The 13331-nt window shown below is 63.9% G+C and carries 11 protein-coding genes; 1 reads left to right on the top strand and 10 read right to left on the bottom strand.

All coding sequences use genetic code 11. From position 1 onward, the window contains the following. Nucleotides 1-7: 7 nt before the first annotated feature. The 7 genes from ACQ4W4_RS24930 to ACQ4W4_RS24960 form a co-directional block, all read right to left on the bottom strand. Nucleotides 8-1177: a patatin-like phospholipase family protein gene (locus ACQ4W4_RS24930; protein ID WP_070224601.1), complete on the bottom strand. Its 1170-nt coding sequence runs from the start codon at nucleotides 1175-1177 to the stop codon at nucleotides 8-10. A 108-nt stretch (nucleotides 1178-1285) separates the two neighbouring features. Next, the gene (gene ggt, locus ACQ4W4_RS24935) at nucleotides 1286-3061 is read right to left on the bottom strand and encodes a gamma-glutamyltransferase (RefSeq protein ID WP_436544232.1); all 1776 of its coding nucleotides are present in this window, start codon (nucleotides 3059-3061) and stop codon (nucleotides 1286-1288) included. 84 nt (nucleotides 3062-3145) lie between these two features. Continuing rightward, nucleotides 3146-3904, bottom strand: a complete 759-nt coding sequence (locus ACQ4W4_RS24940; protein WP_436544233.1) for a 3-hydroxyacyl-CoA dehydrogenase — start codon at nucleotides 3902-3904, stop codon at nucleotides 3146-3148. Between the two features lie 163 nt (nucleotides 3905-4067). Beyond that, nucleotides 4068-4412, bottom strand: coding sequence for a DMT family transporter (locus tag ACQ4W4_RS24945; protein WP_436544234.1), 345 nt, complete (start codon nucleotides 4410-4412; stop codon nucleotides 4068-4070). 42 nt (nucleotides 4413-4454) lie between these two features. Further along, complete coding sequence (locus ACQ4W4_RS24950; RefSeq protein ID WP_436544235.1) at nucleotides 4455-5897, bottom strand: UbiA family prenyltransferase; 1443 nt, start codon at nucleotides 5895-5897, stop codon at nucleotides 4455-4457. Nucleotides 5898-5901: 4 nt separating this feature from the next. Then, nucleotides 5902-7146 carry a hypothetical protein gene (locus tag ACQ4W4_RS24955; RefSeq protein WP_436544236.1) on the bottom strand — a complete coding sequence of 415 codons (1245 nt, stop codon included), beginning with the start codon at nucleotides 7144-7146 and terminating at the stop codon, nucleotides 5902-5904. A gap of 236 nt (nucleotides 7147-7382) precedes the next feature. Continuing rightward, the gene (locus tag ACQ4W4_RS24960; RefSeq protein WP_436544237.1) at nucleotides 7383-7820 is read right to left on the bottom strand and encodes a hypothetical protein; all 438 of its coding nucleotides are present in this window, start codon (nucleotides 7818-7820) and stop codon (nucleotides 7383-7385) included. Nucleotides 7821-8099: 279 nt separating this feature from the next. On the opposite strand from ACQ4W4_RS24960, the gene ACQ4W4_RS24965 reads away from it, so the two are divergent. Continuing rightward, entirely contained in the window at nucleotides 8100-10169 is a 2070-nt protein-coding gene (locus ACQ4W4_RS24965) for a TonB-dependent receptor domain-containing protein (RefSeq protein WP_436544238.1), read from the top strand. Here ACQ4W4_RS24965 and ACQ4W4_RS24970 read toward each other — a convergent pair. From ACQ4W4_RS24970 to ACQ4W4_RS24980, 3 genes are all read right to left on the bottom strand, one after another. Next, nucleotides 10166-10516, bottom strand: a complete 351-nt coding sequence (locus ACQ4W4_RS24970; protein ID WP_436544239.1) for a glycine zipper family protein — start codon at nucleotides 10514-10516, stop codon at nucleotides 10166-10168. The genes ACQ4W4_RS24965 and ACQ4W4_RS24970 overlap by 4 nt on opposite strands. Nucleotides 10517-10530: 14 nt before the next feature. Next, nucleotides 10531-10926, bottom strand: coding sequence for a hypothetical protein (locus tag ACQ4W4_RS24975; protein ID WP_436544240.1), 396 nt, complete (start codon nucleotides 10924-10926; stop codon nucleotides 10531-10533). A 191-nt stretch (nucleotides 10927-11117) separates the two neighbouring features. Then, nucleotides 11118-13241: a sodium-translocating pyrophosphatase gene (locus tag ACQ4W4_RS24980; RefSeq protein WP_436544241.1), complete on the bottom strand. Its 2124-nt coding sequence runs from the start codon at nucleotides 13239-13241 to the stop codon at nucleotides 11118-11120. Nucleotides 13242-13331 lie beyond the last annotated feature (90 nt).

Here is a 13331-nt window from a genome sequence, read left to right on the forward strand (position 1 = left end):
GGCCGTCTCAAGAACCAAAAAACGCCAGTACATCGTCCTTGCGGGCCTGCGTATCGCGCTGTCCAAGACGGATCAGCTCGTTAGTATACGTCGATTCGAACAATAAATACGATGCCAGCGCCGCGCCGCGCGCTTCAGCCGCGCCGATGCCCGACAACATGGTGCGGATGGGACGCGGCAAACTGCCGATATGCCGGCTGGCGATGGCGTCGAGCCGCTCGGACGGCGCGATGACCAGCAATTCCACCGGCCGCAAGGCCGTCTTGCCCAGCAACTCGGGCGGCAGCATCGACAGGGTCAGGTTGATGCGGTTCAGGCGTTCGATGTCGACGGCCAGGCCGTCGAGGAAGATCGACGACAGCGCATGGCCGGCGATCTGCGCCAGGCTCGGGTAGCGCGCCGCTTCGGACGCGGCGGGCGCCGGTTCCGTCATGCGCCCCGCCCCCACCACCAGCACCTTGTTCGCGCCCAGGTGGATGGCCGGCGAGATCGGCGCCAGCTGGCGCATGGAACCGTCGCCGCAGTATTCGCGCTGGCCGCCCACGTACAAGGGCACGGCGGGAAAGATGAACGGGATGGCGGCCGAGGCGAGCAAGTGTTCCACGCCGATCTGGTCCGGCAGCGCCAGGCGCTGCGTGCGCACCCAGGGCGCGATATCGCCGGCCGTCTGGTAAAACGTCATGTGGCGGCTGCCCGAGTACGACGACGCCGTCACGGCCAGCGCGTGCAGCAAGCCGTCGGCCAGGGCCGCGTCCAGGCGCGGCAGGTCGAGCATGCGGTGCAGCAGGCTGACCAGCGGGGTATTGTCGAGCAGTGAATTGGGCGGCGACGCATGCCACTGGCGCAGCAGCCAGCCGAACGACAGCAAGGACAGCCAGCGCGCGCCCGAGCGGATCACGCCCAGCGAGTCGGCGCGGTACACTTGCTCGACTTCGATGTGCTGCCACACGTCGAGCAGCTTTTGCACGCCTTCGCCGAAGTTATCCGCGCGGCAGGCCAGCGCCGTGGCGTTGATGGCGCCGGCCGAGGTGCCGCAGATGATGTCGAACGGGTTGCGCGCCGGCGCCCAGCCCGCTTCCCACAGAATCGCCGAAATCGCCTGCAGCACGCCCACCTGGTAGGCGGCACGGGCGCCCCCTCCCGTGAGTATCAAGCCTGTTTTATTTTGCATTCCCATGCCGGCAGATTAGCAGGGTCTTGATACTTTGTGGAAAAGTTTCGGGGTCAGACCCGTTGGGTCTGACCCCAGCTTTTTCCTTTGGCCTAAACAGTAGTAATCAAAAAATCAATCGCCCCGAACCATGCCTTCTCTTCTCGGATCGGCGCCGCCAAACCAGAAATCCTTGCCGTGCGCATTCAGGCGCATGATGCCCTGCAAGCCGGAATTCTGCTCGATCACGCGCACTTCGTGGCCCATGGCCTGCAGCGCCTCGACCTGGGCGGCCGGCGCGCGGCCCTTTTCCAGTTCCGTCGGGCCGTTGCGGCTGCCGAAGTTCGGCAGGCTGATCGCCTGCTGCACGTTCAGGCCCCAGTCCATGGTGCCGACCAGCACCTTGGCGACATAGTTGATGATGGACGAGCCACCGGGCGACCCCGTCGCCAGCACCAGCTTGTGCGTGCCCTTTTCGAACACGAGGGTGGGCGACATGGCGCTGCGCGGACGCTTGCCCGCCTCGACCCGGTTGGCGATCGGGCCGTCGGCATCGCGCGAATCGAACGAGAAATCTGTCAGCTGGTTATTCAGCAGGAAGCCGTCGACCATCTGGCGCGAGCCGAACGCGTCTTCCACGCTGGTGGTCATCGACAGGCCGCCCCCAAAAGCGTCCACCGCCACCAGGTGCGACGTCGACGGACGCTGCAAGGCGTTGTCCATGCCCCACGCCACCTGCATGCCGGGCGGCGTGCCGGGCAAGGCTTTGCCCATGGATTTCTCGCCGATCAGGGATGCACGCTGCGCCAGGTAGGTTTTATCGAGCATCGAGGCGACGCCCTTGCCCGGCAGCGGCACGAAGTCCGTGTCGGCCACGTAGCGGTTGCGGTCCGCGTAGGCCAGGCGCCCCGCTTCCGAGAACAGGTGAATCGCCTGCGCATCGAGCACGCCGTCGACGGGTGGATACGGGCGGATATCCTTGACCTCCAATATGCCCAGCATCTGCGCGATGGCGATGCCGCCCGACGACGGTGGCGGCATGCCGCACACGGTCCATGCCTTGTAGTCGCTGCAGACGGGTTCGCGCACCTTGGCGCGGTAGCCGGCGATGTCCTGCGCCGTCAGCTTGCCCGGATTGCTCGGGTGCGCCGCCACCTTGGCGGCGATGTCGCGCGCGATGCGGCCGTTGTAGAACGCGTCGGCGCCGCCGCGGGCGATCTCGCGCAGGGTGCGCGCCAGTTCCGGATTTTTCAGCACGTGGCCGACGGGCCAGGCCTTGCCCTCGCCGTCATAGAAATACGCGGCGGCGACCGGGTCGCGCTTCAGGGCCTGGTCCCAGTTCAGCAAGCCGTTGAGGCGTTGGCTGACGGGAAAACCGCCGTGCGCCAGCCTGATGGCGGGACCGAACAGGGTCGCCCACGGCAGCTTGCCGTGTTCCTTGTGCGCCAGTTCCAGCATGCGCAGCACGCCCGGCGCGCCCACGGAACGCCCGCCCACCACGCCCGTGGCGCGCGAGACGGGACTGCCGTCGGCATTCTGGAACAGGTGTTCGTCCGCCGCGGCAGGCGCCGTTTCGCGCCCGTCAAACGCCTGCACGCCCTTGGCGGTGGAATACAGCAGGAAGGCGCCGCCGCCGATGCCCGACGATTGCGGTTCGACCAGGGTGAGCACCAGCTGCGTGGCGATGGCCGCGTCGATGGCGCTGCCGCCCTTTTTCAGCATCTGGTAGCCGGCATCGGCGGCCAGCGGATTGGCGGCGGCGACCATGAATTTCTGCGCCGCCCAGCCGTTTTTTTCCGCATACGCGGTGGCGATTTCCGGCGCCTTCTGCGGCACTTCGGCAAATACGGGACTGGCGGCCAAAGCCCCCAGCAAGGTCAGGCTCAGCGCCAGCGGCTTCAATGCGATCATGGATTCTCCGATAAAAAAAGGGCGCACAGCCAGGCAAGGCTGTACGCCCCATACGGGGATATCCTACATCAAATCACGCCGGGCTTATTTGGGCTGCATGCGGATGGCGCCGTCCAGGCGGATGGTCTCGCCATTGAGCATGACGTTTTCCACGATGGCCTTCACCAGTTGCGCGTATTCGCCCGGCTTGCCCAGGCGCGAAGGGAACGGCACCATCTTGCCCAGCGCATCCTGCACTTCGGCCGGCATGCCGAGCAGCATCGGCGTCTCGAAAATGCCGGGCGCCACCGTCATGACGCGGATGCCGTTGCGCGACAGGTCGCGCGCCATCGGCAGGGTCAGTCCCACCACGGCCGCCTTCGACGAGGCGTACGCGGCCTGGCCGATCTGGCCATCGTAGGCCGCCACGGACGCCGTGTTGATGATGATGCCGCGCTCGCCTTCGGCCGTCGCCTCGTGTTTCGCCATGGCGTCGGCCGCCAGGCGGCACATATTGAAGGTGCCGACCAGGTTGATGTTGACGACCTTCTGGAACAGGGCCAGCGGATGCGGGCCATCCTTGCCCACGGTTTTCACGGCCGGCGCCACGCCGGCGCAGTTGACCAGGCCGCGCAAGGTGCCCAGCTTGGTCGCCGCGGCCACCACGGCCAGGCCGTCTTCTTCCGACGTGACGTCGCACTGCACGAACACACCGTTCAGTTCAGCGGCCAGCGCCTGGCCCGCCTCGGTCTGCACGTCGGCCAGCACGACCTTGCCGCCCGCCGCCGTCAGCATGCGCGCCGTGGCCGCGCCCAGGCCCGAAGCGCCGCCCGTGATGATGAATACATTGTCCTGAATCTGCATGAAATCTCCTGAGTGATAAGGGCCGTGTTCCCGGCGCCTGATGGTGGATGCATGATGCCATCATTACGTTTACGTAAACGTAATGTCGGCGACAATTGTAGCCATTTTTTGCGCGGCGTAGCCAAAAGTTATGGATGAACGGAGCAGGCCGGTGCTGGAGCGCTCAGCGGGACAGGACGAAAGCGCCCGCCGTGATCAGCACAATGCCGATCACTTTCGGCATGGTGAGCGCTTCCTGCAGCACGCAGCAGCCGATCAGGGTCACCAGCGCCATCGTGATGGCCGTCATGACGGGATAGGCCAGGCTGATTTGCAGCTTTTCCAGCGCCACCGCATAACAGATGAAGCCCAGGGCATAGGCGCCCCCCGCGCCGCCCAGCCACAGCAGGCGGACGACATTCAGGCCGCTGCCATACTGGCTGGACATTTTGATCAGCAAGGTGGCGGCCGCGCTGGCCACAGAGGCAAGCGCGCACCATAGGAAGCCGGCGGAAGCGGAAGTTATCATCGGTAATGGTTCGGGTACGGTTGCGGGAGAGGGTGCGACATTCTACAGGCTGGCGCCGACCGCCAGCGCCATGCAGGCGGCGATGACCACGAGGCTGACAGGATCCTTGCTCACATACAGCACGGGATCCTCGTTGACCTCGCCCCGGAAGGTCAGCGTCCACAGTCGCCCAAGCCAGAACACCAGCAGGGGCACGATCCCCAGCAACAGGTAGGGACGCGCATACAGTACCAGGATGTTTTGGGAATTAAAGTACAGCATGAACACCAGCAGCGAAATGAATCCGCTGTTCACGCCCATGATGCCGATCGGTGCCTTATCGGCCGTCGTATAACTGCGGCCGCGCGTCTTTTCCTTGCCTTGGCGCTCCAGATTGAATAACTCGCTATAGCGCTTGAGCAGCGCCAGGCTGAGGAAAATAAAGAACGAAAAGGCCAGCAGCCAGAACGACGGTTCGATATGCGTCGCCGCGCTGCCCCCCAGGATGCGCAAGGTATACAGGATGGCGAGGGTGACGATATCGACCATCAGCAAGCGCTTCAGGTAAATCGAGTACGCCAGTGTGCTGGCGAAGTAAATCGCCACGGCCAGCAACAGCAGGGGATCGAACAGTGCGCAAATGGCCAGCGCCAGGATGGCCAGCAGCGGACTGGCCAGCAAGGCAACGGGCAGCGGCAGGCTGCCGGCGGCTATCGGCCGGCGGCACTTGCTGGGGTGGCGCCGGTCATCGGGCGCATCGAGCGCATCATTGAGCAGATAGGCGCTGGAGGCGCACAGCGAAAAAGCGACAAACGCCACCAGCGCCTGCAGGAAGGTCGGCAAATTTATCGCATGGCCGGCCAGCATCGGCACGAAGACGAGCAGATTCTTCAGCCACTGGCGGGGCCGCATTGCCTTGAGCAGGGGCGCGCCCCACCCGGCGCGCGGCGTCCCCGCCGCCTGCGTGGCGCCGCCACCGGCCAGACGGAACGGCGTGCGCGTGACGGAAAACGCCGCGTTGCTGGCATTCCATACCGCGACGTCAACACTGGCATTGCCTATGTAATCAAACCCCTTGGCGCCAAACAGCTCGCTCAGCTGATGCGCCTTGTTGTGCGAAGTGAGATTGATCCCGTCCTCGGTGGCCAGCACGCGGTCAAACAGGCCCAGGTGGACGGCGATGGCGTCGGCGAAACGGCGCTGCGAACCTGTCGCCAGAACGATCTGGCGCCCTTCGCTGCGCTGACGCGCCAGGTCGGCCAGCAAAATCTGATCATACGGCAAGGCTTGTGGATCGATCTCCACCATGTCCGCCATTTTTTCCTTGAAGCCAGCCTTACCGGAAAATAGCCAGAACGGCAATCGCCAGAGCTGCAAGAAGCGTATTTTGATAAAGATGAGAATCGCTTCCCACAGCAAGTCCGAATGGATCAGCGTACCGTCGAGATCGACCACCAGCGGTACACTCTTCTGCTCGCCCTGCGCGCGCAACATGGATTCGGCCATGATATTACCTTCCCTTGCCGGATGCCGGCATGCGTGACAGCAACCAGGCGCTGTCCCGATCCGGCGTGGGCATGGCTGGCGCACCGACACGCGCGCTCAGAGCGCACAACATGAATGCCACGGCAACGGGGATGAAGGCGTCAAACTGGCGCCCTTCATTGAACTGTCCCACCATCAAGGTCATGGTCAGCAAACACGGCAGGATAATCAGGCAGCGGCGCAGCGGCGCCGACGCATAGCGCCAGCCGGAGGCGGCCACGAGATACCACAGCAATATAGGACCCAGATTCTGTACCAGCGTACGCGGATGGTGCAGGAAGAGATTGATATTATTGGCAAACTTGCCCCCTTCCCATGCCTGATGGGCTGGCAACACATAAAACATCAGTACGCGCACCAGGCCATACAGCAGCAGTTGCAGCAAGATCCAGCCTGCCAGCGAGCGCAGTTTCATCTGTCCAAGCAAGACAAAGCCACTCGTCACGATCAGAAAGAGCGTGATCTCGTGATTGAACGTTCCCGCCACCAGCATCGCCACGTAGGGCAGCATTTCGCGGCGCAGCAGATGGTAGAGGCAAAAGGAATAGACAAAAATAATGCCGATATCGTAAAACGTGTAATAGGTGACCGTGGGCGCCCACATGCACAGCACCAGAAACTGCGCCACGAAGGCCAGGTCGCGGCGGATGAACAGCGCGGCAAAACGCCTGACCGACCACAGCATCAGCACCACGGCCAGGACCTGGGACCAGAGATAACACTCGATGGCACCCAGGCGGGGGAACAGATGCTGCAGGACCTGTGCCGGGAAAATGAACATGACGCGGTGCTGGAACGGCGGCGTACCCTTGAATGCCATGATGTCATCGATCAGGTACCAGCTTTCCTGCGTGCCGAAACGCAGGAGCATGCCCGCAAACACGGCGGTGTAACTGGCGAACAGCAGGTAATCGAGCCCATCGTCGCTCTTGGCTGCGGGCCGGTGCAAGCGATGCAGGAACACAGCCGCAGTGACGGTGAAGGCCAGCCAAAGCAGCAGGAAAAAGCTCACCAAAGCATCCATTTTCTGGAGATAAAATGCCAGCGGGTGGCGGTCCGCATGCCCCAATACCCGATTGAGCACTGACCATGAGCGCCCGTCATAGGCTGCCTCCACCAGTGCATGTCCTGCCAAAAAATACCAGGAAAATACCGCCAGGGCACAGATGGAAAACGTGACGAACAAGAGACGGAGATGGGCTGATTTCATTGTAAATTAACAACAGTACGATGACAACAATAAATTATTAAATATTTATTGTTATTGTTTCATGATATATACAAAAAAGCAATAATTAAATTCCAGCCATCCATTCTGAAAGTTTATTTATTTATTAATACTTCTGAAATGGAGAGGCGGGGCATGCACGGATAATGCCCACCGGCAACGCGCCGGGTCCGTCTAATTCTTCCGGCATGGCAGCGTCCTACGCTGGCGCCGACTTCCTAGAAACACTGCAAGAACGCCCCATTGCGGTGGCAGATGCGCCCATTGGCATCGAGCGTTGCGTTGCCCGCGCCGTTGTAGCGCGCGCCGGCCGCGTCGCGGCAACCGCCCGTGTCGCATGAACCGATGGGCTGCGGCGCGCGCGGCATGGGCACGGCCGGGCTGGGCGGCAGGGGCGCCATGGGCACGACGGGCGGTGCGGGCTGCGCCGGCATGCGGCCGATCACCTGCGCCACGGCGCGGCGCGGCTGCACGGGCGACGCCGGACGACACGGCTCCACCGCCAGCTTGCCGCTGTCATGCGGATCGAGCCGGCACACGGGCAAAGGCTCAGTCAAGGACTCGGCGGGCACCGACTGTTCCTGCGCCCAGGCATGGCCGCCAGCGAGCAGCAGGGCGCCGGCCAGCGCCAGCACGGTTTTTGTCATCGTCGTCATGCCCCCTCCCCAAAAATCGATCATACCGCTTTCATTATTGGCACACACGGCGCCAGATGCCAGCACGAGTAACACGCACACGCTGGCAGCCGCCAGACACATGCTGCAACGGCGTTTTATTTCCTTTCAGCACTTTCCTTCTTGCCAGGATAGCATTACAATAAGAACGATTCTTATTCTCATTCGTGAAATAGGAGCGCAGTTTATTGCATTTTCAATCATTCATGCCCGAGCCACCCGGAAGGCAGCCAGGAAAAAACAACATCCGGAAAGTTCACCATGACCAAGCGCAGTCCCGCCTTCGCAACCTTCGCAGCCCCCGCCGCCACTCCCGCCCGTTCCCGCCATTGCGCCGCCATCGTCCTGCCCTGCCTGCTGTCGCTGGCCGTCAGCAGCGCCTGGGCCGAAGGCAATGCGGCCGCCGATCCGACCATGAACACGGTCGTCGTCACCGCGTCCGGTACGGCCATCGACATCAAGGATGCGCCGGCCAGCATCAGCGTCATCACGCGCGAGGAAATCGAGCGCCAGCCCGTGTATGACTTGAATACCCTGTTGCGCCGCATTCCCGGCGTGACGGGCGGCACCAGCCCCGTGGGCGAGGAATCGAAGATCAAGCTGCGCGGCCTGCCCGACAAATACACCCTGATCCTCGTCGACGGCAAGCGCGTGGGCAGTTCAGCCGACACGGCCTACCGTCCCGACCTGGGCCGCCAGGACTTGAACTGGATCTCGCCCGACATGATCGAGCGCATCGAAGTGGTGCGCGGACCCATGTCGTCGCTGTACGGTTCGGACGCCATGGGCGGCGTGATCAACATCATCACGCGCAAGGTGCCGGGCAAATGGAACGGTTCGGCCACGGCCAACTACACGCAGCCGCAGGACAGCGGCCGCGGCACGGCGCACCAGCTGGGCGTGAACCTGGCTGGCCCCTTGTCGGACACGGTGGGCATGCGCCTGGGCGTGGGCCAGACGCGCCAGAATCCCGATGAAAAAGCGATCGGCAAATCGGGCGGCATCGGCGGCGAACGCAACCAGACTGTCTCGGGCCAGCTGAACTGGGCGCTGGACAAGAAGCAGAACCTGTCGCTGGACGCCAGCTACGGCAAGCAGCAATCGACGGATTCGACCACGCTCGACGCGGACGGCTACCCGCTGTTCGGCGCCTGGGGCGCGAGCAAGCTGATACGCAAGAGCGCCAGCATCGGCTATGAAGGCCGCTGGGACTTCGGCAAGGTCATGGTCAACCTGTATCACAACGATTTCGACAACGAAGTCGTCGGCACAGTGGCCAAATCCAAGGACAGCACACTCGACGCCAGCCTGGAAAAACGGGTCGGCTGGGGCGGCATCGAGCAGATGCTGGTGATGGGCGGCCAGTGGAAGCACCAGGAACTGACGAACAGGGACACCATCGGCACCGTGCCCACCGATTACCTGGGCAACCCCGTGAGCGGCGCCACCCTCTCCGGCACCACCTCGGCCCTGTTTGCGGAAGACCAGCTTTTCCTGCGCGACAACCTGACGGCGACGGCCGGCCTGCGTCTCGATCACCACAGCAAGTTCGGCAACCACTACAGCCCGCGCCTGTACCTCGTGTACCACCCTGCCCCCGCCTGGACCATCAAGGGCGGCGTGTCGCAAGGCTTCCGCGCCCCCAGCCTGAAGGAAAACTCGCCGGCGGCGGCCACGCAGTCGGGCGGACGCGGTTGCGGCAGCCTCAAACCGCTGGGCTACATCACGGGCGGCTGCTACATGGCCGGCAATGCGGACTTGAAGCCGGAAACGAGCACGGCCGGCGAGATCGGCGTGGCGTGGGAACAGAATGGCTGGGACGTGGGCCTGACGTACTTCCACACGGATTTCAAGAACAAGATCGACTATGCGCCGCTGGGTTTTTACCAGAAGCAGTGGTGGACCAAGATGACGAATATCCAGAAAGCGCGCACCAGCGGCCTGGAAGCGACGGCCACCATCCCGCTGACGAAAAACCTGAACTGGCGTAACAACGTGACCTACATGGCCGAGGCGAAAAACCTCACCACGGGCGCCAACCTGCTGTCGACGCCGAAGCTGTCGTGGTACTCGGCGCTGGGCTGGCAAGTCAACGACCAGCTGTTCGGCGAAGTGTCGGCCCAGTACACGGGCAAGGAACTCGACGCGGGCAAGCTGGCCGACAAGGCCTACACCATCGTCGACACCGTCGTGTCGTACAAGGTCACGCCGCAATGGACCGTGCGCGGCGGCGTGCAAAACCTGTTCAAGAAGGGCCCGATGGCCGACGGCCTGGTCGACTATTACGTGCCGGGACGGCGCATGTTCGTCGGCCTGACGTCGCGCTTCTAATAGCGGGGCGGCGGCGTATCGGGCGGCGGCGTGGCGGCATTGGCCGGCACGCTGCCCAGCAGCTGCCCGGCGGCCGGGACCTTGTGGCCGCTCGCATACATGCATTGCTGGTAGGCATCATCGTAGCGGCGCTGCATGCCATGCGAGGAAGTGTGGTCCGCGGCGGTGCCGGCCAGTTGCACCTGCGCATGACCGCGGCAACTGGCATCATCCCCCTGAAATTGCGCGAAACTCTTGCCCGTACCGGGCAAGGCCGTGGCCGACGGGCCTTCCGGCATCACCGTGCATGCCGCCAGCAACAGGGGCGCCAGCAAGCCGGCATACCCCATCAACGCTTTCGTGTTCATGTTAACCTCCCCGGTCAGCGCACGCTGCTCGGCAATACGGCACGCCATGCCGTACTGCAATTTTTCACGTAGGGATAATAGCCCTGCGGGCGGGCGCAGTAATACCACATCTGCACCGTCTGCTCGCCGCCCTGCTCGATGTACACGGGCGGCGGCTGCACGATCAGGGTGCGCCCATATGGATAGGGGTAGCCATACCACGGGTCGCCATACCAGCCAGGCCCATAGCCATACCACCAGGGAGATCCCACCCAGACGCCCACGTGCGAACGGCCATGGAAGTGGCCGTGATGGCCGTGGCCGTCGTGAAAACCGCCGTGCCGGCCCGGCGCCGCCTGAGCTACTCCCGCCGTGACCGCCAATACCAGCAGCGCCGCCAGCGCGCCGCCCTTCCTGCTGATGCTGTCCATGACATCCTCCCGCCTTCCATGCCAGACTGTGACGCTCGTTTCATTATTGACAGAGAGCCAGCACAAGCAAAGGCGCCGTAACAATTGCTCACCTTTGATACGCTGGGGATATGGACGGCAGGAAAGTTTCACTGATACAAACGCAAACAGCCCCGCAGCGCGGGCCGCGGGGCTGCATGGAGTGGCGCAGTCTATTGCGCCGGCAAGCTTTGCACGGGTGTCGCCGGCGCCAGGATGGGCGGCACGGGCGCGTGGATGGGTGCCGGCGCCTTGACAGCCAGCCAGCCCGTGGCCGGCAGCAGCGGCACCAGCAGCAGGGCCACGATATTGATGATCTTGATCAAGGGATTGACGGCCGGTCCGGCCGTGTCCTTGTACGGGTCGCCCACCGTGTCGCCCGTGACGGCCGCCTTGTGCGCGTCCGACCCTTTGCCGCCAAAATGGCCATCCTCGATGTATTTCTTCGCATTATCCCAGGCGCCGCCGCCCGTGGTCATGGAAATGGCCACGAACAGGCCCGTGACGATGGTCCCCATCAGCAAGCCACCGAGCGCCGCCGGCCCCAGCAGCATGCCCACGACGATGGGCACCACCACCGGCAGCAAGGACGGCACGATCATTTCGCGGATGGCCGACGCCGTCAGCATGTCGACGGCCTTGTCGTATTCGGGCCGCGCCGTGCCTTCCATGATGCCCTTGATGTCGCGGAACTGGCGCCGCACCTCGACCACCACGGCGCCGGCCGCGCGGCCCACGGCTTCCATCGCCATGGCGCCGAACAGATACGGTATCAGGCCGCCGATGAACAGGCCGACGATGACCATGGGGTTCGACAAATCGAAGGTGATGTGCTGGCCCACGGATTCGAGCGCATGCGTGTAGTCGGCGAACAGCACCAGCGCGGCCAGCCCGGCCGAACCGATGGCATAGCCCTTGGTGACGGCCTTGGTCGTGTTGCCGACGGCGTCCAAAGGATCGGTAATGGCGCGCACGGAGTCGGGCAGGCCCGACATTTCCGCGATGCCGCCCGCGTTATCGGTGATGGGGCCGTACGCGTCGAGCGCGACGATGATGCCAGCCATCGACAGCATCGAGGTGGCCGCGATGGCGATGCCGTACAGGCCCGCCAGCTGGTACGAGACGAGGATGGCGACGCAGACGGCCAGCACCGGGTACGCGGTCGACTTCATCGACACGCCCAGGCCGGCGATGATATTCGTGCCGTGGCCCGTCGTCGACGCTTCGGCGATGTGGCGCACGGGCTTGAAATCCGTGCCCGTGTAGTACTCGGTGATGTACACCATCAGGCCCGTGAGGACGATGCCGACGACGGTGGCGCCCAGCATCTTGTAGCGCATGGCGTCGTCGGGCCACAGCAGCCACGTCACCACGGCAAAGCCGACCAGGGACAGGCCGGCCGCCCACCACAGGCCCGTGTACAGGGCCGACATGATCTTCTTGCCGGGGGCCGTCCTGACCATCGAGCAGCCGACGATGGAGGCGAGGATGGAAACGGCGCCCAGCAGCAGCGGATAGATGATGGCCGTGCCGCTCGCCTCTGCCATCAGCAAGGCGCCCAGCAGCATGGTGGCGATCAAGGTCACGACATAGGTTTCGAACAGGTCGGCCGCCATGCCGGCGCAGTCGCCCACGTTGTCGCCCACGTTGTCGGCGATGACGGCCGGGTTGCGCGGATCGTCCTCGGGAATGCCCGCCTCCACCTTGCCCACCAGGTCCGCGCCCACGTCGGCGCCCTTGGTGAAGATGCCGCCGCCGAGCCGCGCGAAGATGGAGATGAGCGAGGCGCCGAAGGCCAGGCCGATCAGAGGCTTGATCAGGTCATGCTGGGTCAGGCCGGGCGCGCCCGTCTTCATCAGCAGCCAGTAGAACAGGGTCACGCCCAGCAGGCCCAGTCCCACGACCAGCATGCCGGTGATCGCCCCGCCCTTGAAGGCCACGTTCAGCGCCTGGTTGATGCCCAGGGTCGCCGCCTGCGCCGTGCGCACATTGGCCCGCACCGAGACATTCATGCCGATGAAGCCGCAGGCCCCCGACAGCACGGCGCCAATCAGAAAGCCCAGCGCCGTATGCAGGCCCAGCAGCACGTAGATGGCGATCAGCAGCACCACGCCGACGATGGCGATGGTGCGGTACTGGCGCGCCAGGTAGGCGGCCGCGCCCTGCTGGATGGCCAGGGCGATTTCCTGCATGCGCGCGTTGCCGGGATCCTGCCGCAGGATCCAGCTACGCGACACCAAACCATAGATGACTGCGATCACGCCGCAGGCTACCGCAAACCACAAACTGGCTGCCATATCGTCCCCTTCTGTTTTTATCCGACGTCATTGCCGACAGCTGCAGACCGCACCGGGTAGGCACGCGCAGCCAGGAAAACACGACCTGCA

The sequence above is a fragment of the Janthinobacterium glycogeni genome (assembly GCF_051380725.1).
Taxonomy (GTDB): Bacteria; Pseudomonadota; Gammaproteobacteria; order Burkholderiales; family Burkholderiaceae_D; genus Janthinobacterium.

What these genes read in the sequence shown, in the direction of transcription:
- ACQ4W4_RS24930 (WP_070224601.1), bottom strand. Translation starts at nt 1,177, where the DNA reads ATGGGAATGCAAAATAAAACAGGCTTGATACTCACGGGAGGGGGCGCC.
- ACQ4W4_RS24980 (WP_436544241.1), bottom strand. Translation starts at nt 13,241, where the DNA reads ATGGCAGCCAGTTTGTGGTTTGCGGTAGCCTGCGGCGTGATCGCAGTC.
- ACQ4W4_RS24975 (WP_436544240.1), bottom strand. Translation starts at nt 10,926, where the DNA reads ATGGACAGCATCAGCAGGAAGGGCGGCGCGCTGGCGGCGCTGCTGGTA.
- ACQ4W4_RS24970 (WP_436544239.1), bottom strand. Translation starts at nt 10,516, where the DNA reads ATGAACACGAAAGCGTTGATGGGGTATGCCGGCTTGCTGGCGCCCCTG.
- ACQ4W4_RS24955 (WP_436544236.1), bottom strand. Translation starts at nt 7,146, where the DNA reads ATGAAATCAGCCCATCTCCGTCTCTTGTTCGTCACGTTTTCCATCTGT.
- ACQ4W4_RS24950 (WP_436544235.1), bottom strand. Translation starts at nt 5,897, where the DNA reads ATGGCCGAATCCATGTTGCGCGCGCAGGGCGAGCAGAAGAGTGTACCG.
- ACQ4W4_RS24960 (WP_436544237.1), bottom strand. Translation starts at nt 7,820, where the DNA reads ATGACGACGATGACAAAAACCGTGCTGGCGCTGGCCGGCGCCCTGCTG.
- ACQ4W4_RS24945 (WP_436544234.1), bottom strand. Translation starts at nt 4,412, where the DNA reads ATGATAACTTCCGCTTCCGCCGGCTTCCTATGGTGCGCGCTTGCCTCT.
- ACQ4W4_RS24965 (WP_436544238.1), top strand. Translation starts at nt 8,100, where the DNA reads ATGACCAAGCGCAGTCCCGCCTTCGCAACCTTCGCAGCCCCCGCCGCC.
- ggt (WP_436544232.1), bottom strand. Translation starts at nt 3,061, where the DNA reads ATGATCGCATTGAAGCCGCTGGCGCTGAGCCTGACCTTGCTGGGGGCT.
- ACQ4W4_RS24940 (WP_436544233.1), bottom strand. Translation starts at nt 3,904, where the DNA reads ATGCAGATTCAGGACAATGTATTCATCATCACGGGCGGCGCTTCGGGC.